The organism is Amycolatopsis taiwanensis DSM 45107 (assembly GCF_000519205.1).
GTDB lineage: Bacteria > Actinomycetota > Actinomycetes > Mycobacteriales > Pseudonocardiaceae > Amycolatopsis_E > Amycolatopsis_E taiwanensis.
This window is the reverse complement of sequence record NZ_JAFB01000046.1, coordinates 46,665-68,857: the sequence shown is the minus strand read 5'-3', so window position 1 is coordinate 68,857 and position 22,193 is coordinate 46,665. Positions and strand designations below refer to the sequence as shown.

Below are 22,193 nucleotides of genomic sequence, written 5' to 3'. Positions count from 1 at the left end.
TTCCCCGGATCGTGCACCGCCATCGGCCGCCGCCACGGCCCCAACGCCGCCGAGAGCTCCCGGTCCAGCCCCAGCGCCCGCGCGGTATCAGCCAGCAGCACCGCACCCGCGTGAGAAACCACCCCGTTTCCGGCCGCGTCAACAACAGGCATGGGATAGAACCCCGTAGACTCACTCACCAGAAAGGTGCTCCAGATCTCGGAAAAATCGGTCCTCAGCAAACCGGATTCTCCCAGGTCAGAGCACCTTTCTCCCTATCCGACACACCCACACATCGAATTACCGTGAAAGCCCTGGGCTAACGCTCAACCGTCCCGCGAAGCTCAACGCGGTGATTCCGGAGCTGGTAGACGAGCTGTGCACCGCTCTCGAAGGGGCGATCCGGACAGGAGTCGGCGCGCTGGTCCTGGCCGGGGCGGGGCGGTCGTTCTGTTCCGGCCACGATCTCGAAGCGAATTCTCCGGCCGACGACCTCGGGCAACTACGCGCCCAGCTGGAACGCATTCAGGATGTGACCAGGTTGGTACGGGCGGCGCCTTTTCCGGTGATTTCCAAGGTGCACGGCTATGCACTGGGCGCGGGCTGCGAGTTCGCGTTGTGCAGCGACCTGGTGGTGGCCGCCCGGGACGCGGAGTTCGGATTCCCGGAGGTCGGCGTCGGGCTGAGCATCACCGGCGGGATCTCCCGCCTGCTGCCGACGGCCGTCGGGCTGGTCACGGCCAAGGAGCTGGTGCTGCTCGGCGAGCGGTTCGGCGCGCCCCGGGCCAAGGAGCTGGGGCTGGTCAACCTGGTAGTGGAGCGCAACGAATTGGACGACGCCGTGTGGCGGTGGGCGACGGCGTTGGCTGCGCGGCCCCGCCTTGCCATGCGTCTGGCCAAGGCGGCGCTGGACAACGGCGTCGGAGAGTTGGACTCCGCGTTCGAGACCGAGATCGGTCACGCCATGGTCACCCAGGTGTCGCCGGGCGCCCGGCAGGCGGCGGCCGGGTTCGTCGGGCGGGACCGGGGTTGAGCGTGATCACCGCCCAGCACCTGCTCACCGACCTGGGCACGCTGACCGCGCATGCGGCCCGGACCTGGCCGGACGGAGTCGCGCTGCGGTTCGACCCCAGCGGCGAGTCGCTCACCTTCCGGGAGCTGGACCGGCGGTCCAACGCCGTGGCCGGTCACCTCGTGCGGCGGGGCGTGCGCGGCCGGGACCGGGTCGCCGTGATGCTGTCCAACCGACCGGAGTTCGTGCTGTCCTGGTTGGCCGTTTGCAAGCTCGGCGCGACGATGGTCCCGGTCAACGCCTACTCCCAGCCGTTCGAGCTGCGCTACTTGCTGGAGGACTCCGGTGCCGCGGCGGTGGTCACCGAGCGCGTTTACCTGGCCGTGGTGGACCAGGCGTCCGACCTGGTCGCCGAGCGCGCGGGCGTGATCGTCTGCGACGGCGAGGACGCCGGGGCCTTCCAGCAGTCCGTGGACGTGGGGTTCGCCCCGGTCCCGCCCGAGCGCACGGCGAACCTCCAGTACACCTCGGGCACCACCGGCCGCCCCAAGGGCTGCGTGCTCTCCCACGGCTACTGGCTGCGGATCGCCCGGCACCTGGTCGCTGACGAGCCGTACCTGGGCCCGGCCGACACGGTGCTGACCGCCCAACCGCTGTACTACCTGGACCCGATGTGGAACGTCAGCGCCGCGCTGATGTCCGGCGCCACCCTTGTCGTCGCGGACAGGTTTCACCCGAGCACGTTCTGGCGCACCGTCCGCGAGCACGGCGTGACGTTCTTCTACTGCCTGGGCGCGATGCCGACGCTGCTGCTCAAGACCCCGCCGGACGCCGCCGACCGGGACCACCGGGTGCGGGCCATCTACTGCTCGGCCATCCCGACCGAGCTGCACGCCGAACTGGAGCGGCGCTGGGGGGTGCCGTGGTCGGAGATGTTCGGCATGACCGAGACCGGGCTGGACATCCGGGTGCGCGCCGCCGAGCACGACGAGCTGGTCGGCACCGGGTGCATCGGGCTCCCGGTCGCGGACCGGGAGGCCAGGGTGGTCGACGCGGACGGCGAGGTGGCCCCGCGCGGCGAGGTCGGCGAACTGCAGCTGCGCGGCACCGGCATGATGGACGGCTACCACGGCAAGGACGAGGCCACCGCGGCCGCGCACCACGGCTCCTGGCTGCGCACCGGCGACCTGGTGCGGATGGACCAGACGAGTCGGATCTACTACGTCGGCCGGGCCAAGGACATGATCCGCCGCAGCGGGGAGAACATCTCCGCCGCCGAGGTCGAGCACGTCATCTGCCTGCACCCGAAGGTGGCCATGGCGGCCTGCGTCGCCGTCCCGGACCCGATCCGCCAGGAGGAGGTCAAGGCGTACGTGGTGCTCGACGGCGAAGGCGGCTTCCAGTCCGTGCCGCCCGACGAGCTCGCCGAGTTCTGCGGCCGGCACCTGGCGTACTTCAAGGTCCCGCGCTACTGGACCTACCGAGACGACCTGCCGCGCACGCCGTCGGAACGGGTGGCCAAGCGCAAGCTCGACGACGAGCCCGCCACCCCCACCTACGACCGGGTCGAACAGACCTGGAGCCCGTAATTCCGCGAACAGGGAGACAACGATGCCACCCGCGATGACAGTGACCGGTCCCGTCGAAGCCAGTGCGCTCGGACACGTGCTTCCGCACGAGCATGTGTTCATCAACCTGCTCGCCGAATACCGGGCCGAGGGGTTGCTCAACGACCAATCCCGGATGGCCGAGGAGCTCGCCCTGTTCCGTCGGTGTGGGGGCGGCACGCTGGTCGAGCTGACCCCCGCCGAGCTGACGGCCGGCGCCGCGCCCGACCCGTTGGGGCTGTACCGGAAGATCCCGAACCCGACCCCTGGTCCGCCCGGTTCGCGCGCCGCCGCGAACGTGCACGAGCTGCGCGCACTGTCCGCCGAGACCGGCGTCAACATTGTCATGGGCACCGGCCACTACCGTGACCCCTACCTGGACAAGAACTGGTTCGACCAGACCTCCGTGGACGAGATCGCCGAGGGCATCGTGCGCGACCTGACCGACGGGGTGGCCGGCACCGGGGTGCGGGCCGGGATCATCGGCGAGATCGGCGCGGACCGCTGGTACGTCTCGGCGGCCGAGGAGCGCTCGTTCCGGGCGGCCGCCCGCGCGCACAATCGCACCGGCGTCCCGATCACGACGCACGCCGCGCGCTGGCCAGTGGGCACCGCGCAGCTGGACATCCTGGTGTCCGAGGGCGTCGACCCGCGCCGGGTGATCATCGGCCACTGCGACGGGGTGCAGATCCCCGAGTACCACCGCGACCTGGCCCGCCGCGGCGCGTACGTGCAGTTCGACCTGATCAGGGGCGCGGACGACTGGGACACCGCGTCCCGGGTGCGGCTGGTGGTCGGCATGGTGCGCGACGGGCTGATAGACCATGTGCTGCTCTCGCACGACGTGTGCACCGTCAAGCAGCTCAAGACGGCCGGCGGGTGGGGCTACACGTTCGTCCGTACCCGGTTCGCCGAGCTGCTGGTCGAGGCCGGCCTGGAACCCGATGAGATCGAGCACATCCTCGTCGAGAACCCGCGCCGCGCGCTCACGGGGGCCTGACCATGAAGCGATCACTGTTGCTCGGATTCACCCCCTACGTCGTTCTCGTCATCGGGATCCCGTTCGCCAACAGCACTCACGTGGTGCTCGGCATGCCGCTGTTGTTGCTGTGGATCACCGTGTGCGTGGTGGCGACGCCACTGTTCCTCTGGCTGGCCTCCCGCACGCTCCCGGACGACGACGAGAGGAAGTAGCAGACGATGCCGGTTTCCGCGACAGTCGCACTCGTTATCGTCTTCCTGGCCACCAGCATCGGCCTGCTCGCCCGCGGCCGCCAGAAGATGAGCCTGGACCAGTGGAGCGTGGCCGGCCGGAACCTGGGCTGGATGCTGCTCTGGGTGCTGATGGCCGGCGAGGCGCTGACCACGGCCACCTTCCTCGGCGCGCCCGGCCAGGCCTACGCGCAGGGTGCGCCTTCGCTGTTCATCATGTGCTACACGCTGCTGGCTTATATCGTGTCGTTCTTCCTGCTCCCGCCGCTGTGGCGGTACGCGAAACGACACAAACTGGTCACCCAGGGCGACTACTTCACGCACCGGTTCGACAGCCCTCGGCTCGGCGCGTTCGTGGCGGTGGTCGGGGTGGTGTTCGTGGTGCCTTATACCGTGATTCAACTGGTTGGTATGGGCAGTATCGCCAGCACGATCACCGGGGGTGCACTGTCCAAGAGCACGTGCATCGTGATCGGGTTCGTCTGCGTGACCGGTTTCGTCTTCGTCGCGGGCATCCGCTCCACCGCGTGGACGGCGGTGCTCAAGGACATCCTGATCGTAATCGCGGTGATCATCGTTGGGATCGTGCTGCCGCTGCGGTACTTCGGCTCGTACACCAACCTGCTCGACGCGGTGAACGCCGCGCACCCCGGCCACCTGGCGCTGCCCGGGGCCACCCACGAACTGAACGTGCCATGGTTCCTGTCCACCGTGCTGCTGGCCAGCGCGGGCTTCTACATGTACCCGCACCTGTTCATGGCCGGGCTGGCCGCCCGCAACGAGCAGAGCATCCGCCGCAACGCCATGGTGCTACCGATCTACCTGCTGGTGGTGGCACTGCCGTTCTACGCCGGGCTGACCGCGCTGATGGTGGTGCCCGGGCTGTCCGGCGCGGACACCAACACGGCGCTGCTCACCCTAGTGGTGCACAGCGTGCCCGGGTGGCTGGCCGGGGTGATCGCGGGCGCCGGCGCGCTCGCCGCGATGGTGCCGGCCAGCGCGCTGGTGCTCGGAGCCGCGACGCTGCTGTCCCGCAACATCTACCAGGGCCTGCTGCGCCCGGACGCCAGCCGGGACACGGTGCTGCGGGTGTCGCGGCTGCTGGTGCTGGCGGTGATGGCGGTGGCGCTGGTGTTCAGCCTGACCACTACGGCGCTGCTCAACCAGATCCTGGTCAACGCCTACTCCGGCATCAGCCAGCTGTTCCCCGGTGTGCTGTTGTCGCTGGTCTGGCGCCGGGTCAGCAAGCAGGGCGTCACGGCGGGCATCGTCGTCGGCTTGGTGGTCGCGTTCGCGCTGATCCTGACCGGGCACGACCCGTTCCTAGGCATCAACGCCGGATTGGTGGGACTGCTCGCGAACGCCATGGTCACCGTCGCAGTGAGCCTGCGGACACCGGCAGCGGTCAGCGCCGCTCGACTGTCACCCGCACACCGGACGCTAGGCGCCGTCCCAGGCCAGGCCGATCAGGAGGTGAACGGCGGTCAGGGTCTGGGCCAGGACTGACCGGTCTCGGTCGACGAAAACGCTGAGCTTCACCCCGCGCTCGATCGAGTCGCCGAGGACCTGCCGCTGGGAGACAGAATGATTGCCGCGCTGGGCGGAAGGCGGTCACGGGGACCGAAATGCCGTGAACACACCGTTCAGGTCTGCGTGATGGGATTGTAGGTAGCGACAGTGAACGAACTTTCTCCTGTCCATCGTGCCGTAGAGATGGAAGATCTTGCCACGCTTCGAGACCTGCTGGATTCTGGAGCAGACGTAAAACATGGCGGGCACGCCGCCACCGCCAAGGCGAACACGCTCGACTCCGGGGCGACGGCGATGTTCGCGCACACGCAGCACTGTGTCCGGATTGACCAGCAACTGCAACCGGCGCAGCTCTGCCCGAGGCTGCGGTGTGGGCGCAGTGGTGCGAACCGGAGCGCGTATATGAGGTAAATGATCGGCACTCCCGCTCGGCGTTGTGAAACACTGGCATCGAGTCACACAGACGGTGTCCTTGGTCGATCGCCATATGGAGGTGAGTTTGGGATGTGGCGCAAACGAGGGCAGCCTTCGTTGCGTTTCTACCTCTACATCTCCGACACCAAGCTGGACATGATCTTCGACCAGATCGATCCATCAATACGACGTCGGGTGAGCGCCGAGGCGAAGGTCGACCTCAAGGTTGCCAGCCTTGCTCTGCGGCAGCCAGATCCCGCACCTGCGACTCGGATAGCAAAGCTCCGGATGATCGAACGGTACCTCGACCGCCATCATCAGGTGGGCAAGTCTGTCAATACGGGAAACCTCTACTTCCGTGGCGTGATGCCGCTTCAATGGGGGTGGCTCGGTCAGGGATACGACCCGGATAGCCCGACCGATGGTTACGACATGGTGTTCTTCCGGGGGCGCAAAGCGGGGGAGACCGTGATGCTCGCGGGGTCTCGACACCACGTGCTGGGCGAGCAGCCCGCCCCGGGAAACAAGCGCCTGAGTGCACACTCGGCGACGCCTAACATTCTGGCCGTCGTCGGGGAACAAATCTCCCGTCGGCCTGAAATCGGCGAACGGATCCGGAGTGTCCGCGAAAGCAAGGACACCCACAGTGAAGAAGGATTTGCGATAAACGCCACATCTCCACAAAACGGTCTGCAAGCAGCGGCTGATCTTCGACTACATGGACCAGCTCAGTTGATGGAGTTTCTCGCCGTCCCGCTCGTCGAAGGTAAAGTGGATGTTACGGTGGACGACGACAACCGCAGTAAACAATCTGTCCACGCAGTTCTCGCAACGCCGATCTACGTCGCACTAGCAGAACGAAAATTGCTCGGTGGCAACCAGATAGATCAACGCAAGGGTTTCTTGCCGGCCGCCCGTCGAAGCGTGTCCGTTACTGTTTCTGCAGACGGATCGGTCGCGGACTTCACGGCTGAACCCGGCCTGGTCCGGTCAGTGTCGGTCGAGTGCCTCTATTACAGCAATTACCTCGTCTATATCTGGACTGAGGTGGATGTGGCGAACAGTCCGCCAACGGTCATGACGGCAGGGCATCCAGGTGTGGATGCCTGGATAGATTTGGTCAACTGCGAGATAAATGGGGAACCTGGGGCCAATCCCGGTCGGGCCCCGTTCGGGATGCTCGTCAATGTAGAGACAGCCGACAGTACAAATGGTAAGCCTATGAAAGGTGCCTTCCGGATCGATATCAAATTTGGCTAGCCGTCGACGATAGTCCTCCGCTCCCGTTCGAGCATTTAGGTTGTACTACCGAGCCGATTCTATTCCTGCGACACGATTGCACGTGTACTACACGTTGGTCCCACGCGCTGGCGAAGCGGCCTGGGGCATCCACGCCCTTGGCCAGCTAGAGACCGGCAGCCACCAGTTCACGGAGGAACGCTGCGCCGATGACAACGCGGTCCGTCGAGTCCACGGGCCCGGCACCGTGGTCGCGCTGGGGGACCTTCAACACTGTGCGATCACCCACGGCGTCCACGTCGTTGTGCCGGTTACAGATATCGGCGAACTTTGCCTGCAGAGCCTCGTCCCCGGCGCCCTCGAGCTCGAAGCCGTCGCTCACGCTACGCATTCCGACACCGCTACGTTCCAACCGAAGCCAGCGAGGATTCGTCTCGTATCCGGTGAACCACGGATCGCGGACCCGGTCGCCGGCCTCGCTGGACTCCCAAACCTCGAGGAGGATCGGGTCACGGTATTTTCCGTTGCGCTGCTGGGTACGCAGCATGCACATCGAGTAGCCAAGCTCCCCGTCGACGCCGTAGTAGATGCCTGTGGCACCCGACCGCATAGACGAATATTTGACGAGGTAGTAGCGCCAGTCGAATAGCTCAGCCGTTTCGCGCTCGGCGAGCCAACCACTCATCACGGTCTCGAAGTGCTCCGCCGGATCGCTACCGGACGCGGCGAGTCCATCGAGAAACTCGCCCAGGACGGTGCGGGTCGCGGAGAGAGCGTCAAAAGTGGTCTCCGCGAGGAGGTAGCGCCACACGCCATCCTGGCCGGCAGAGCTGGTCCCGAACTGCCACGCGTGCGATTTCGGCCGCTGACGCTGGTAGTCACCGGTCGCGAGCAGCGCGCCGGTCAGCTCGCGCCAACGCCCCGCATTGTTGAAGGCGGTCTCGAACGCTTCAGCACGGTGCCGGAAACTAGCGCTGTCAAGCTCGAAAGCGCTCAAAGTGCCACGAAGGAGTGGGTGGTCCTCCAGCCTGAACAGAGCATCCTCGAGCTCGGGATTGGCCTCTAGAAATCTCTGCTTACGGCGTTCCTCCTCGACCTGGTTGCCGCTGAACCCGGTCACTGCGTCGAGATCACCGCGGACGATGATCTCTTCCACGTCGGTGATCAGAGCCGGCATGCTGGAGCGACGTATTCCGTTTTCGGAGGCCGCGATGAGATTCCGCAGGACGCGTAATCGGCGCGGGAACTCGTCGGTGCCCTCGATGACGCGCAGCAGGACCGCGTACAGGAACAGGGTCTGCTGCAACGTGAAAGGGCGGTAGAAGTAGCCACGTCGAAGGCACTGCTCGAACAAGTTGACGCTGGTGGCGCCGAAGAGGAGGACTTTCTGCGAGTCATAGCGGCGCTGGCCCGGGAGCGCCGTCGACAGCACCTCGTTGAAGGTGTCGCTGATGTGCTCGCTGTCCTGCCAGCTATCGAATGCGCCGAACAGGAAGTCCAGATGCTCGCTGGCTCGCTCGTTCTCCCGCCCGAATATGGCGCGAGCCCGGGGACCGAGCCGGGGCTCCCTCACCAGCTTCCCCTCGCGCAGCTCGCAGAGCTCGGTGATGAAGCCGATGTAGCGGATCAGTTCGTCGTCGATGATGTTGTCGCCGCCGTGGTACGGCCAGAGGAGATCCGACCACGGACCGTCGATCTTGTGCGCGAACTCGTCGGCCCGGTTCGCGTGCTGGATGTCCTGCTCGAAACGCGCCTTGAAGTTCTCGAACGGGGTGAGTGGTTTCCCGCGGGAGTTCATCTTGATGTAGAGGTCCTCGTCGGACTCCATGTCGTCCAACGGCAGCAGGTAGAACGAGACTGCGGGAGACTTGGCGCGGGTAAGTCGCTGCCACGCAGCCTGGACGTCCAGGTCCGGATGAAGGCGCTGAACGTCCTGGTCAATCGCATCGATCATGACGAGCATCGCCTGGATGGTCGGGTCGGTTCGCCACACGTGCAGGTACCACGCCTGATCGACAATCCACGCGGACGGCACGGCCTCGTCCCGAGGTAGCGGGTTGAGGGCGAGCCGCTGGCAGAACAGCCGCGCGCTCGCGCGTGTCGCGTAGGAGAAGCGGGTCCAGGCCGCATCGGGGCGAAGCTCACCGGCGGCGGAGGCGAAGTACCAGTGGAGCAGGAATAACGTGGTCAGTCGTTGCTGTCCGTCGAGGGGATGGAACGTGCTGCCCTCGATCTTGCCGTACACGAAGTCGAGCCCGACGGGCTCACCACCGGCCACCGCGTCGAGGAGGACTTCCAGGAAGTCGGCCCGGATCTCCCCCACCCAGGCGCTTGGTCGGCCCTGCGCGTAGTCGCGCTGGATGAGCGGAATCTCGATGCTGTCGGTCCCTGGCACATCGCCTGGCCGCGGCTCGAACATCCCGGCGTACGAAGTGAGAAACCCCTTCACAACGTTGCCTCCTTGGCGGGCAGCAGATAGTCACGAAGAACCGAGACCATCTCATCGAGGTAGTGCTCCCGATCCTGTGCGCTCCAGAAATGCATCTGGTGCTCGTCGGCCGGCGAGTAGTACTTCAAGAAGACGTTCCTGGTACAGACGGGGATGTACGAACCCCGCCGGTCGCGGTCGAGAACCGCCGCCCGTTTGACCGCGAACACCGAGTTGCTCAGCGCGCTGTTGTCATCCCCGTCGAGCAACGCCAGGTTGGCGATGGAGTCCACCCCACCATCGCTCAAGTCACCGCCGACCGAGAGCAGCTCGGTGAGCTGGAGTTCCAGCGGGCGGAAGTCTGCTTCAGTGATGGCGGGTTTCGCGAGCACCTCGTCCACCATGGCCAGGACTGGCTCCTTTTCGGCTTGGCCGATCTCGTCGAGCGCTACCAGTGCCCGGCGATGCAGGCGCAGCCATTCCTGCCACTGCTCCGCGCGGTTGAGCCGTTCCGCGTTCTGCGCGTGAACGTGCTCCAGGGACCAGTGGCCAAGGGCATGCTCCCGGAACGAATACCGCTCCGAGGAGTGCTGGCGCTGTCGGATGGTCTCGATGTTCATCAGCAGCAGCGCCCGGCTGGCCTTGTCGCTGAAGTAGCTCAGATCCCGCAGCGCGGCCTCGGACAGCCTCAAATCGTTGCGGATGAACCGATCCAGCTCCGCCTCAAACCGCGACTTTGGCTTGTCCCTGGACAGTTCGATCAGATCGCTGAAGGAGGTCCACCGTGCGACGAGGTAACCGATCTTGTGAAATAGGTCCCGGCTCTCGAACCATCCCAGTACGAGGGAGTGCAGGTCGACCACCTCGTTCCAGAACTCCTGAGGGGCGGCCGCGATCCGCTCCCGGAGAGTCTCGAACGTATGAAACGGTGGCCGGTCCCGGCCGGTGGGCCCGCCCGCGATCGTGTCCAGCAGCAGGCTGATGTGCGTTGGGTCCTGTGCCCCCTTGCCGGTGATGAACGCCCACAGCTCCGGATCGCGCAGATCTCGCTCGATGACATCCCACTGCGCCGCGATCTCAAGCGCGCGGTCGGTCACGCCGACGCTGCCGCGGCTGCGGGACAGCAGGAGGGCTTTGACGAGTTCGGCGTCCGTCAGTGGGATGCGGCCGACGTTGAGCCGGGTGAAGAGCGTGGCCGAGTCCAGGTCGTCGGCCGCCTCGTACCAGATGACCCGGACCTGCTCGAAGAGCGCGTCGTAGAACTTGTTGGCGACATACTGCCGCCGACTCCCGTGGCCATCGAACCAGGCGCCGATGCATCGGTAAGCCTCGTAAATGTGGAAGAAGTCGATGTTCTCCTGGCACCGATCCGGATCGAGCTCCTCCAGATAGGCAGCGCTGTCCTCCCGCGTCTCATACCGCAGGCGGTAGTCGGCCCCGGAGCTCTGAAGCCCCTCAGCCTTCATGTACTGGAAGATCAGGAACAGCGTCGTGAGCCGCTGCTGGCCGTCAACCAGCTCCCACTCGTCGCCATACCGCTTTACCACCACCGGCTGCAAGTAGTACGGCCTGTCCCGGCTTCCCCAAACGTCGTCGAGAAGCCTACGTACCTCGACCTCACCCCACCGGTAGCCACGCTGGTACGCAGGGACGTAGAAGCTCCCAGAGATCTCGCCCACGAGCAGGGGCTCCAAATAGGCTTCGCCCGCTGATGCCGTCACGGCCACTCATTACTAGTGAAGGGATACGACACAAAAGCGCCGAACCGACAGGCGCCCCAAAGCAGACGTAGGCGGCCAGCCAGGCGAGATAGAGCGGCCGGAGATCACCGGCGGCGAGTTCGGCTCGAACTCCGACGATCGCCGACAGCCACGTCTCGGCGTCGTAGTCGAAGTCGAACTCGCCGACGTGATCCTCGCTGATGAAGTCGAGCACGACGAACTCGTCCGTGACCCTGGCACTCACCTGGTCGCCGACGCAGTAGTCCTCGACGACATCGGCATCGAGCAGATCGCATGGCAGGCGGAACATCACCCGGTGTGTGCCCCAGTTGGCCACGTACAGGTGCGCGTCGTAACAGTGCTCCATCAAGTGGTTCGAATCACCGCGGAAGTTGCCTCAGTGGTACTCGTTCACGAAACTGGTGGCGGTGATCCTCGCCCGGGTGGACAGCGACCGAACCTCGGTGGGCTCGTCCTCGTCCAGCGGCCGGTCGATTGCCAGGAATTCGTAGTACTGGTACTCGCTCAGTACCCATCCAGTTCGTCAGCGCTGGTAAAGGGTTCCGCTCGGAAACTCGAGTCGTCTCCCAGGCGAAAGAACAAATGCCCTCCTATCGTCTCGCAGCGGATTGCCCGACATCGTAGGTGCTCCAAGGACAGTTGAGGGTTCATCCAGTCAGACGCTGTGTGTCCCGCCAGAGGCCGCTAAACTTGCCGTGATCAACTGCGTTACACCACCGGTTGTCCCCGTGTTACACCATCGGCCGGCTGGCGTCGTGAGTACTCCGGGGCAGGAAGCGGCACCTGCGACGCGGCTCAGGCCGGGCAGCATTGAGCGGTCACCGGCGCGGAGCTGGCTTGCCCGTCCGTCGTCGGATGACAGACCAAAGGCGGTCGCCACATGAGGGATGGGCATCGACTCGAGCCGGCGTCGGATGGCCTCGGCAAGGGCACGGTGTATGCCGCATGGGAACGGTTCGTCCGGGGCGAGGATGACGTCCGCGGAGTGCGGCCCGAGGTGGCGATCTCCTGGCACCGCTGCCGGGAGCAGTACCGGGTCGACCCGTACCTCAACGAAGCGCCGGTGGCCGTCATGGAGGTCGATCATGCGCCCGAACACGATGTCGTCTTCGTCGAGCTGGGTTTTCGCGCCGCTCTCATCGCACATGAGGTGGGCAACGCCGGTGGCATTGTGACCGTCACCGACGCGACCGGCCGGATCCTGGGCGAGTGGGGAGACCAGGCCACGCGCGCCATCGCCGCCGAATGCAACCTGGCGCCCTGGTACTGCTGGGCTGAGTCCGCGGTCGGCACGAACGGGATGGGCACGGCGCTCGAGGCACACGCTCCGGTACTGGTCAGGGGTGCGGAGCACTGGTGCCAGGCGCTCCACGACTGGACCTGCGCGGGCGTCGCGGTGCGGGATGTGGTGACCAAGGAGCCGATCGCGGTGCTGAACATCTCTTGCTGGCGCAGCCCGCTTCCCGTGGCCGTGGGTGGGTGGCTGATGAACGCCGCCACCAAGACGCATTGCGCGTTGAGAACGCGCGCCCGGGACGCCGGAGCCGCGTTGGTCGCGGCGTACAACCATGCCAGGGCACGCTCCAGCGCGCCGCTCACCGCGGTGGACACCGCGGGCAAGGTGGTGATCGCCGACGACACGACGAGCGTGCTCCTCGGCGTCCCGGCTTCGACGCCGGCGGTCGATCCCACGGTGCGCTGGAACCCGGGGCTGCCGCAGTTGATCGGCGCCGCCCGGTATGCCAGCAAGCAGGCGGCCCGCAATCCTGACTGGGTCGGCTCGACGCAGATTTTCACGCACCTCGCCGACGAGCCGACTTCGATCAGCATTCGACCCGTTTTCCTGTGCGGTCACCTGGTCGGGCACCTGGTCTCGTTCGGTACCTCCGAGGGAGAGCAGTTGCCGCAGGCTGAGCGACCCGCGCAACCTCGAGTTCAGCCGCGCCGGGTGGTCGCGACGCGCGACAATCGGATGGTGCTGCTGCGGCTGTCGGAGGTCTCCTTCGCTGAATCGGAGGGCAACGATGTGTGGCTGGCCACCGATCAGGGTTCATTGCGAGCCGCCTCTCCGGGCCTGGACAAGCTCGACAGTGAGCTCGCGGGTGCCGGCTTTCTGCGGGTGCACCGCCGGTACGTGGTCAACCTCAGCCGCATCCGTGAGGTCGAGCGCCGGGCCAAGGGCGAGCTGTTCCTGATCATGGATGACCAGATGAACAAGGTGGTGCCGGTTTCCCGCCGGAACGCGCCGGCCGTGCGCCGTGCACTGGACATCTGAGGCCCGACCGATAAGGAGCCCCGTGCCGGAGAGCCCTGACGCCGTCGTCGGCAAGACATACGACCAGAGCGCGGGCGCGCGCCGGGTGATCCGGCGCCGCAACCATCCGGCCGCGGGCGGGTCCAATCGCGACTGGTGGCCCGGCCGGCTCAACCTCGAAATCCTGCGGAAGCAGCAGGCCATGGCCAACCCCTTGGGAGAGGATTTCGACTACGCCGCGGAATTCCGGACCATCGACCTCGACGCGCTGGCGAACGACGTCGACGAGGTGCTGACGACTTCGCAGGACTGGTGGCCTGCCGACTTCGGCCACTACGGGCCGCTCGTGATCCGGATGGCGTGGCACTGCGCCGGGACGTACCGCATCGGCGACGGGCGGGGCGGTCCGAGCGCGGGTATGCAGCGCTTCGCGCCACAGAACAGCTGGCCGGACAATCGCAACCTCGACAAGGCGCGCCGACTGCTGTGGCCGGTGAAACGGAAGTATGGCCGCAAGATCTCCTGGGCCGATTTGATGGTCTTCGCGGGCAACCGCGCCCTGGAGACGATGGGCCTGGAAACCTTCGGCTTCGCCGGAGGCCGCGAGGACGCCTGGGGACCCGATGAGGACGCCTACTGGGGGCCGGAGCGCACCTGGCTCGGCGACGAGCGCCACACCGGCGTCCGTGAGTTGGAGAAACCGTTGGCGGCCGCCGAGATGGGGCTCATCTACGTCGACCCGCAGGGCCCGAGCACCGTGCCGGACCCGCTCGCCGCGGCCCGGGACATCCGCGAGACGTTCCGGCGCATGGCGATGAACGACGAGGAAACCGTCGCACTGATCGCCGGTGGGCACACGTTCGGCAAGACCCATGGCGCGGCCAAAGTGGACCAGAATCTCGGCCCCGAGCCCGAGGGCGCTCCGCTGCAGGAGCAAGGCCTTGGCTGGAAGAACGGCTACCGCACCGGCAAGGGCGAAGACGCCATCACCAGCGGGCTCGAGGGAATCTGGACACCGACCCCGATCAGGTGGGACAACAGCTTTCTCGAGACCCTGTTCGGCTATGAGTGGGACGTGGTGCTCAGTCCCGCCGGCCTATGGCAGTGGATTCCGAGCGAGGGCGCCGGGGCCGGCAGCGTGCCGGACCCCCACCACCCGTCGAAGAGACGCACTCCGACGATGCTCACGACGGACCTTGCGCTGCAGGCCGACCCGGTCTATGAGTCGATCTCGCGGCACTTCCTGGAAAACCCGGACCGGTTGGCGGACACGTTCGCCAGGGCCTGGTTCAAGCTGACGCACCTCGATATGGGGCCGATCCAGCGTTACCTCGGGCCGCTGGTCCCCGCCGAGGCGCTGATCTGGCAGGATCCGGTCCCCGCCGTGGATCACGAGCTGGTCGGCGTGGCGGACCTCGCCGCGCTCAAGAGCCGGATTCTCGCCTCAGGGCTGTCGGTTTCCCAACTCGTGTCGACCGCGTGGGCTTCGGCATCGACGTTCCGCAACAGCGATAAGCGCGGCGGGGCGAACGGGGCGCGTATCCGCCTGGAGCCCCAGCGGAACTGGGAGGTCAACGACCCCGGCACGCTGGCGAAGGTACTGAGCACCATGGAGCGGATTCAGGCGTGGTTCAACGACTCACAATGTCAAGGCAAGAGGATCTCGTTCGCCGACCTCGTCGTGCTCGGCGGGTGCGCCGCCGTCGAACAGGCCGCCAAGAATGCCGGCCACGATATAGCGGTCCCCTTCACCCCGGGACGCACGGACGCGTCGCAGGAGTGGACCGACGTGGAATCCTTCGCCGCGCTCGAGCCGACCGCCGACGGGTTCCGCAACTATCGCGGAAAGGGTAACCGGCTGCCGTCGGAGTACCTTCTCGTTGACCGCGCGAGCCTGCTGACCCTGAGCCCACCCGAGATGACCGTCCTCGTGGGTGGGCTGCGGGTGCTGGGTGCCAACCACAAGCGGTCTCCGCTGGGCGCGTTCACTTCGAGGCCGGGTTCGTTGACCAACGACTTCTTCGTGAACCTGCTCGACATGGGCACGGAATGGGCTGCGACGGCACGTAACGGCAGAAACAGTGCTGTCCCGGAGGTTTTCGAGGGCCGCGATCGGATCAGCGGCGAGGTCAGGTGGATCGGTAGTCGCGTCGACCTCGTTTTCGGCTCGAACTCTGAGCTGCGCGCACTCGCGGAGGTTTACGCGAGCGCCGACGCCGGGGAGAAGTTCGTACGTGATTTCGTGGCCGCGTGGGACAAGGTCATGAACCTCGACCGGTACGACCTCGCCTGATCGTCCGGCGGGAGCTCGAGGCCCGGGAGCCATGCCTTGGCCGGTATCGGCGCCGTGCCTGGTACGAACGGTAGCTCGTGGCCCACGAACGGCACGGCCGCCCCGGGATCGCGATCGTCCTTGTCGGTGCGGATTCATGCGACGTAGAATACTGCTTCGTTACGTGTCGACTCGAAAATCTCGCTCTCAATTAGAATAATTAATGAGCAGATACAGCTTCGCTGCGGCGAAGTTGAACTCGTAGCCGTCTTGCGGATTGACGCATTCGATTTTTCCACTGGAGCCATGGCGAATCGGGATCCGATGACAACCAGATGCGTCTAGTAGCCGAGTGCCGCGAGCCGAGCGATGCGACAAGTTGAGACAGGGATCGATGATGAGGAGGTGAAGTCCGGTGACGACAAGCGCGCAGGAGCGAGCCGACCTGTTGAGTGAGCTCGGGCTGGACGGGCAGAACAAGGCGGCGATCGGTCGAATGCTGGGGACCGGGAGCATTGGCCGGGCCACGGAGCGGGCCGATGGCCGGATGGCGGCGACGATCCGGATCCGGCCCGATGAAATCGGCTGGGATCCCGGGATCCTGGTCCTGCCGCACGGCGGTGACCTCGAACTCGAACTCATTAATGACGATCTGAACACGCACTGCGCGCTGCTGCCGAGCAATGGCGACCGGAAATTCATCTGGCTGGTGAACCATTCCCGGGGAAGGGCGACCCTCAACCTGGACGGGCCGGGCTGCTACTGGTATTCCTCGCCCACCGGAAACGACGAAGGACGCGGGCTGACCGGAGCCATCGTCGTGCTGGGCGACGTTCCGCCGGAGGCCCGCCTCGATCGCCCCGACCAGCCACGGCCGTAGACTCGCGCGACTGGCGCCGCGTTTGAAGTGATCAGAGGTACTGAGCGCGGTTCGAGCCCGTCGGCGTGTGAGACATCAGAAGGGAGCAGTCAATGACCGTCGAATACGTCGATGCCGGCGAGGCCATCGACCAGGGAACACTGAGCCGCAAGGTCGGGACAGCGCCGGCGGTGGTGTCGAACGTCACCTACGAGCGGATTCTCGATGCCCGATCGGAACCGCAGAACTGGCTCACCTACTACGGCACCTACAACGGTCACCGGTACAGCCCGCTGGACCAGATCAATACAGAGAACGTCAAGCGCATCGGGCCCGCTTGGATGTTCCAGGCCGGTACCAGCGGCATGATCGCGGGCGCGTCGACGTACGCGTTCGAGGCCACCCCGATCGTCGTCGACGGGGTCATGTACGTCTCCGGGTGGGACGGCTGGCTCTGGGCACTCGACGCGACCAACGGTCAGGAATTCTGGCGGTACAAGCACGCGGTTCCCTACGACGTGTCGTTGTGCTGCGGAAACGTGAACCGTGGCGTCGCCGTGGCCAAGGGCAAGGTCTTCATGGTCACCGCGAACGCCCACCTGCTCGCGCTCGACGCCACCACCGGCAAGCGCGTGTGGGACAAGACCACCGGAGATGTCCGGGCCGGGGAGAGCGCTACGCAAGCCCCGCTGGTCATCAAGAACCTGGTCATCGTCGGGAGCGCCGGCGGAGAGTTCGGCGTGCGTGGTCACCTGGACGCGTTCGAAATCGACTCCGGAGAGCACGTCTGGCGCTGCTACATGGTGCCCAAGCCGGGGGAGCCCGGCTCCGAGACCTGGCCCGCCGACGGCGACGCCTGGGCGCGGGGTGGTGCGAACCCATGGCTCACCGGCACCTTCGACCCGGAGACCAACCTGCTGTACGTGGGCACCGGCAACCCGGCGCCCGACTTCGACGGAGGAGTCCGCGAGGGCGACAATCTCTTCACCGACAGCATCGTCGCGGTGGACGTCGACACCGGCCGGATTCGCTGGCACTACCAGTGCACACCGCACGACGTCTGGGACTACGACAGCATTTCGGAGTGCATTCTGTTCGAGTCGGACGGCCGCAAGTTGCTCGGGCACTTCGACAAGAACGGCTACTTCTTCGTCGTGGATCGCACGAACGGCGAGCTGGTGCAGGTCACCCCGTTCGTGGACCGGATCGACTGGGGTGCGATCACGAGGGACGGCAAGGTGACACCCAGGAAGTATCCCGACAAGGAGGGAGAACCGGTCCACTTCTACCCGGGGCCGGCCGGCGCCAAGGAATGGACACACGCCGCGTACAGCCCGGCGACCGAGCTGTTCTACGTGCCGGTGCAGGATACCGGCGCCACCGCCACCCGGAGGCGCCGTGAATTCAAGGAAAGCATTCCGTACTGGGGCGCGGGCGTTCAGGTCGATGCCGACGACATGACCGGATGCATCAGCGCATTCGATGCCAATGGCGAGGAGAAGTGGCGGTGGCGCGCCGACCTGCCGATGTGCGCGTCGGTGCTGGCCACGGGCGGCGACCTGGTGTTCGCCGGTGAGCCGTCCGGGGAGTTCAACGCGCTCGACGCCCGCACCGGGGAGCATCTCTGGAAGTTCCAGTGCGGAAGCGGTCACCACAGCAGCCCGATTACCTACCAGGTCGATGGCAAGCAGTACATCGCCGTGCCGGTCGGCTGGGGCGGCTGGATCGAGGGATTCCTCCCCGGCATGCTCGGGGCCGGCCACGGGAGCGCGCTGATCGTCTTCGCCCTCCCGGACTAGAGTGCGTTCAAAGTCCGTGTTCAGTGGTTGGCCGGGTTGGAACCCGGCCAACCACTCACGATGTGCACCAGCGGCAGCGCCACTCCCGCGAACCGTTGATGCGGTCCGGAACGGCTTTTCGACGAAGGTGCGTGACCTTAACCCCGGTGCGGCCGAAGATCCAGTAGGGCTTCGCCGGCACACGTTGTCTCGTTGGCCGCCCGCACGGCGTCGGTGACGATATGGTGGTCCGGCGAGAGGTGGCAGACCGGATCCGCGCGGGACGCGTCGCCGGTGAGCTGGAATGCCTGGCACCGGCAGCCGCCGAAGTCGATGTCGCGGCGGTCACAGTTCCGGCAGAGATCCGGCATCCAGCCGTTCCCTCGAAAACGTTGGAACACCGGTGAGCCGGCCCAGATCGACGCCAGCGACTCCTCGTGCACGCTCGCGCGGGGAAGCCCGAGTGAGTGGGCGGCGAGGCAGGGCAGGACATCGCCGTTGGGCGTCACGATGAGCTGACGCTTTCCCCAACCGCCCATACAGGGCTTCGGGTATTGGCTGTAATAGTCGGGAAGTACGTAGAGGACGTCCATCCTGCCGGCCAGGCGGGCGCGGGTGGCGCGTACCACCTCCTCGGCACGTTCCAATTGCGCCCTGTTCGGCAGCAACGCGGCGCGATTGCGCCAGGCCCAGCCGTAGTACTGGGTGTTGGCCAACTCGAGGCGGTCGGCACCCAGCAGCTCGGCACAACGCACAACCTCGGCGATGCGGTCGATGTTCCGCCGGTGCAGTACGACGTTCAGGGTGAGCGGCCAACCCAGCTCTTTCACGATCCGAGCCGCCTCGATCTTCCGCTGGAACGACGGCGTACCCGCGATCTGGTCAGATAACGCGGCCTCGTGGGCTTGGATGCTGATCTGGACGTGATCGAGGCCGGCGGCACGCAACTGTTCCGCCCGGGGCCGGGACAGGCCAATCGCGCTGGTGACAAGATTCGTGTAGAGGCCAAGGTCGTTCGCACTCGCCACGAGGTCAGCGAGGTCGCGGCGGAGAAGGGGTTCGCCCCCGGACAGATGGCATTGCAGGACACCGAGTTCGTGGGCTTCGGCCAGCACCCGCCGCCATTGAGCCGTATTCAGCTCATCCGTGTAGTCGGACAGGTTGACCGGGTTGGAGCAGTAGGCGCAGGCGAGCGGACACCGGTAGGTGAGCTCCGCCACGAAGCCGAAGGGGCTATCCATTACTGAGCTCCAGACAGCGTCGAGCGGCCAGACGCGCCAGGAACCGCAGCACATCCTCGTCGACGACCTGGTGGTAGCGACCACGTAGTTCGGCGACGATCTCGGCCGCCGTACGAGCACCGTCGCACAAGCCGACGATGTCCGCCCCTGTCCCGTTGAGCACCACGACGGTCTCCGGCCCCAACAGCACGTGCCGGTCGCGCGTGCGGTCGAACCGGAATCGCACATGCCTGCTGAGCTTGGGCCGGCTGGTTGCGTCGACCGCGGTGATCGCCGTCCCCATCGTCACTCCACGTAGGCTCGATCGATCGCGTCCATCATGCTCCACAGCACGTCGCATTTGAACGACAGCGCCGCAACCGCCCGGGCCTGGTCCTCGGCGGACCGACAGTGCTCGGTCACCACCTGAAGGGCGTGTTCGGAGTCACGGGGCGCCTGCTGCAGCCGGGCACGGAAGTACGCCAGTCCGCCGCGGTCGATCCAGGTGTAGTACCGCTCGAACGCGGCGAGCCGCTCGGCCATCAGGTCCGGCGCGAAGAGCTCGGTCAGCGACGAGGCCACCGCTTCGACCCACGGCCGGGTCCGTGCGAAAGTCACATAGGCATCGACGGCGAACCGTACCCCGGGCACCACATGCCGGCCGTCTTCCACTTCCTCGCGGGTCAGGCCGACCGCCTCGCTCAGGCGCAGCCACGCTTCGATGCCGCCCTCACCGCCGGCGGTGCCGTCGTGGTCGATGATGCGCTGGATCCACCGGCGCCGTACCGCACGGTCAGGACAGTTGGCCAGGATCGCGGCGTCCTTTCGGGGGATGTTCTGCTGGTAGTAGAAGCGGTTCGCCACCCAGCCCCGAATCTGCCGCGCACTGAGCCGTCCCGCGTTCATCGCGACGTGGAAAGGATGATGGTCGTGGTACTGCCGTGCGTGCGAGCGCAGCGTATCGATCAAGCCGTCCGTCGCCGGGATTGCGGCGGTCATAATCGCACCTCTCAGACCTCGATTGACGAAGGCCGGCGGGGCGCCGAATCTCGGTCCTGCGCCCCCGCCAACTCGCTAATCCTCCAGACTGCCGAGGTACATCGTCACTTCAGGCGCGACCGCGACCTCGTCGAACTCCGGGGCCTCCCACATCGGGGAGGGAGCGGCAACAGACTCCATAGCTCTCACCTCCTCTCTGCCGTTCGTGGGAAGGGGCTACCTCAGCCGGCCGGTACCTGTCGAAAGCGACGAATCCTCGGGGAAGCCGCAGAACACGGGAGCACCGGCGACGGCCAGGCACAACAGCCTTTCGCTCGCCCGGGCTGCGTCGCCACGTTACCTGCGAGTGGACATCCTGGACCGGGACATAGCGGGTTTTCGCTCGAGGATTGCTGGCCGCCGCGGCATTCCTCGGCTTGACACCGTGTCCGCTTTCAGCCTGGCGGAGTCGTTGTTCTGTCTTATTGGTCCGGTCGTTGGTCTGAACGGAATCCGTGATCCGAGCTAGAGCGTATGAGGCGCTTCAGTGGCTGGCAAGAGACGGCCAGCCAGGCGGAACCGGGCAGCCGCTCGTTCGCCGCGAGGTACCGCTCGTACCTCGGGTAAAGCCGTCTGTAACGGACGCCTGGCACTGACTGCGTGTCCTTCCCGTCGCGACGCAGCCGGGTGGGCGGACAGGACTGTGATGGGACATGCTGCGATCAGGCTCCTATGAGGTCACTGGCCACTCGGAATAGGGGAGTGTTGGTCCGGGTTTTGCAGTAACTCACTGGCGGCAGAGCGGAAGTCAGCGAAGCGCTGGACATCCTGAACCGGCCGTCACGGCCCGCCATCGGCGAAGTGTCGATCCAGGTGCCAAAGCGCATCACGTCACGGAAGGCGCAGGTCGGTGCCGTGTACGAGGTTGGGGATTTGGTTCAGCTCGGTCCTCGGACACAGAGCCTGCCCCGGACCAACCCCTTGACCTGGGTTTTTGGTGCGGAAGTAGTCGACCACCCAACACTTCAGTTCTCTGGCCTGCGCCTTTACCCGTGGGGGTGCAAATCCCTTTCGGATACGCACCTCCCCGCTGGTCGTCTCGGCCGTACGTGTCTCACGACCCACCTTCGCCTGCCGCAATAACCACAGCGCCATCAACTTGACCGGTAGCCCTTGCGAACGCGGGCCATTTGCGCGACCGATGCGGTCGGCTGCCTCTTCGGGATCTTCGTGCTCCCACACCCGAACGACGAGCCAGCCGGCCGTCGTCAGCTCAAGATCGGTATCCCCGATCCCTCCGCACGATGCCCTCCAACTTGCGCCGCCACCACTCGTGGTTACTCCTCGGCAGGTCGGCGTGCTCCGGGCACAAGTGCCAGTAGCAGCCATCCATGAACACGGCGATCCGCGCCCTTCGAAGCAGGACATCGTCACGTTGACGCCTGTTCGTGTCCGGCGGCGAGGAGTCCACGAGGAACTTCAACTCGCGTCCCCTTTATGATCTTGGACCTGTCGATACCGACGGAGGTGGAAAACGGCTGGTGGAAGGAGCTCTCACAAGACCGCCTGAACCTCAACGCCCCGTCGCACGGGCCGGCCTGCGCCACATCACCGTGGACTAACCGAGATCCTCGACCCACATCACTCGTTTCGCGGAAGCGCGCGTGTG

At 65.9% G+C, this 22,193-nt stretch carries 18 protein-coding genes and 1 pseudogene; 10 read left to right on the top strand and 9 right to left on the bottom strand.

All coding sequences use genetic code 11. From position 1 onward, the window contains the following. Positions 1 to 179 (bottom strand): annotated as a pseudogene (locus tag A3CU_RS47535) (IS1380 family transposase); the annotation flags it as partial. A 77-nt stretch (positions 180 to 256) separates the two neighbouring features. Here A3CU_RS47535 and A3CU_RS0130785 point away from each other — a divergent pair. From A3CU_RS0130785 to A3CU_RS47530, 5 genes are read left to right on the top strand one after another with little or no spacing between them, the layout of a single operon-like run. Beyond that, positions 257 to 1,012 (top strand): enoyl-CoA hydratase/isomerase family protein, encoded by a 756-nt coding sequence (locus A3CU_RS0130785; RefSeq protein ID WP_027945509.1) that lies wholly within the window; start codon positions 257 to 259, stop codon positions 1,010 to 1,012. A gap of 2 nt (positions 1,013 to 1,014) precedes the next feature. Next, complete coding sequence (locus tag A3CU_RS0130780; RefSeq protein WP_245617429.1) at positions 1,015 to 2,580, top strand: AMP-binding protein; 1,566 nt, start codon at positions 1,015 to 1,017, stop codon at positions 2,578 to 2,580. A gap of 22 nt (positions 2,581 to 2,602) precedes the next feature. Beyond that, positions 2,603 to 3,598, top strand: coding sequence for a phosphotriesterase family protein (locus tag A3CU_RS0130775; RefSeq protein WP_084144005.1), 996 nt, complete (start codon positions 2,603 to 2,605; stop codon positions 3,596 to 3,598). A 2-nt stretch (positions 3,599 to 3,600) separates the two neighbouring features. After that, a complete protein-coding gene (locus A3CU_RS0130770) occupies positions 3,601 to 3,792 on the top strand; it encodes a DUF3311 domain-containing protein (RefSeq protein ID WP_027945506.1) in 192 nt (63 codons plus the stop codon). A gap of 6 nt (positions 3,793 to 3,798) precedes the next feature. After that, positions 3,799 to 5,316 (top strand): sodium:solute symporter family protein, encoded by a 1,518-nt coding sequence (locus tag A3CU_RS47530; RefSeq protein ID WP_052372459.1) that lies wholly within the window; start codon positions 3,799 to 3,801, stop codon positions 5,314 to 5,316. Positions 5,317 to 5,421: 105 nt separating this feature from the next. On the opposite strand, the gene A3CU_RS52895 is transcribed toward A3CU_RS47530, so the two are convergent. Beyond that, positions 5,422 to 5,682, bottom strand: coding sequence for a hypothetical protein (locus A3CU_RS52895; RefSeq protein ID WP_156960647.1), 261 nt, complete (start codon positions 5,680 to 5,682; stop codon positions 5,422 to 5,424). Between the two features lie 162 nt (positions 5,683 to 5,844). On the opposite strand from A3CU_RS52895, the gene A3CU_RS52890 reads away from it, so the two are divergent. Continuing rightward, complete coding sequence (locus A3CU_RS52890; protein ID WP_156960646.1) at positions 5,845 to 7,014, top strand: DUF7019 family protein; 1,170 nt, start codon at positions 5,845 to 5,847, stop codon at positions 7,012 to 7,014. A gap of 145 nt (positions 7,015 to 7,159) precedes the next feature. Here the strand turns inward: A3CU_RS52890 and A3CU_RS0130755 are convergent, their stop codons facing one another. Genes A3CU_RS0130755 through A3CU_RS54780 form a run of 3 tightly spaced genes read right to left on the bottom strand, consistent with a single transcriptional unit; the run spans position 7,160 to position 11,509 of the window. Continuing rightward, positions 7,160 to 9,442: a DUF262 domain-containing protein gene (locus A3CU_RS0130755; RefSeq protein ID WP_027945504.1), complete on the bottom strand. Its 2,283-nt coding sequence runs from the start codon at positions 9,440 to 9,442 to the stop codon at positions 7,160 to 7,162. Next, a complete protein-coding gene (locus A3CU_RS0130750) occupies positions 9,439 to 11,100 on the bottom strand; it encodes a GmrSD restriction endonuclease domain-containing protein (RefSeq protein ID WP_245617425.1) in 1,662 nt (553 codons plus the stop codon). The genes A3CU_RS0130755 and A3CU_RS0130750 overlap by 4 nt, the downstream gene beginning before the upstream one ends. Continuing rightward, on the bottom strand, positions 11,039 to 11,509 hold the full coding sequence (locus tag A3CU_RS54780; RefSeq protein WP_245617424.1) for a hypothetical protein: 471 nt from the start codon (positions 11,507 to 11,509) through the stop codon (positions 11,039 to 11,041). The genes A3CU_RS0130750 and A3CU_RS54780 overlap by 62 nt, the downstream gene beginning before the upstream one ends. Positions 11,510 to 12,043: 534 nt before the next feature. Here A3CU_RS54780 and A3CU_RS0130745 point away from each other — a divergent pair. The 4 genes from A3CU_RS0130745 to A3CU_RS0130730 all read left to right on the top strand — a co-directional run bounded on the left by A3CU_RS0130745 (position 12,044) and on the right by A3CU_RS0130730 (position 18,347). Next, entirely contained in the window at positions 12,044 to 13,438 is a 1,395-nt protein-coding gene (locus A3CU_RS0130745) for a DNA-binding protein (RefSeq protein ID WP_027945502.1), read from the top strand. Positions 13,439 to 13,460: 22 nt separating this feature from the next. After that, a complete protein-coding gene (katG, locus tag A3CU_RS0130740; RefSeq protein WP_027945501.1) occupies positions 13,461 to 15,710 on the top strand; it encodes a catalase/peroxidase HPI in 2,250 nt (749 codons plus the stop codon). 394 nt (positions 15,711 to 16,104) lie between these two features. Then, positions 16,105 to 16,569 (top strand): MSMEG_3727 family PQQ-associated protein, encoded by a 465-nt coding sequence (locus A3CU_RS0130735; protein WP_027945500.1) that lies wholly within the window; start codon positions 16,105 to 16,107, stop codon positions 16,567 to 16,569. Between the two features lie 92 nt (positions 16,570 to 16,661). Beyond that, positions 16,662 to 18,347, top strand: a complete 1,686-nt coding sequence (locus A3CU_RS0130730) for a PQQ-dependent dehydrogenase, methanol/ethanol family (protein WP_027945499.1) — start codon at positions 16,662 to 16,664, stop codon at positions 18,345 to 18,347. Between the two features lie 137 nt (positions 18,348 to 18,484). Here A3CU_RS0130730 and pqqE read toward each other — a convergent pair whose 3' ends face one another. From pqqE to pqqA, 4 genes are all read right to left on the bottom strand, one after another. Further along, the gene (pqqE, locus tag A3CU_RS0130725) at positions 18,485 to 19,567 is read right to left on the bottom strand and encodes a pyrroloquinoline quinone biosynthesis protein PqqE (protein ID WP_027945498.1); all 1,083 of its coding nucleotides are present in this window, start codon (positions 19,565 to 19,567) and stop codon (positions 18,485 to 18,487) included. After that, on the bottom strand, positions 19,560 to 19,850 hold the full coding sequence (gene pqqD, locus A3CU_RS0130720) for a pyrroloquinoline quinone biosynthesis peptide chaperone PqqD (RefSeq protein WP_043843144.1): 291 nt from the start codon (positions 19,848 to 19,850) through the stop codon (positions 19,560 to 19,562). Before pqqD ends, pqqE begins: the two co-directional genes overlap by 8 nt. A 2-nt stretch (positions 19,851 to 19,852) precedes the next feature. Next, positions 19,853 to 20,545, bottom strand: a complete 693-nt coding sequence (pqqC, locus tag A3CU_RS0130715) for a pyrroloquinoline-quinone synthase PqqC (RefSeq protein WP_027945496.1) — start codon at positions 20,543 to 20,545, stop codon at positions 19,853 to 19,855. 75 nt (positions 20,546 to 20,620) lie between these two features. Continuing rightward, positions 20,621 to 20,725 carry a pyrroloquinoline quinone precursor peptide PqqA gene (gene pqqA, locus A3CU_RS0130710; protein ID WP_027945495.1) on the bottom strand — a complete coding sequence of 35 codons (105 nt, stop codon included), beginning with the start codon at positions 20,723 to 20,725 and terminating at the stop codon, positions 20,621 to 20,623. Between the last annotated feature and the right edge of the window lie 1,468 nt (positions 20,726 to 22,193).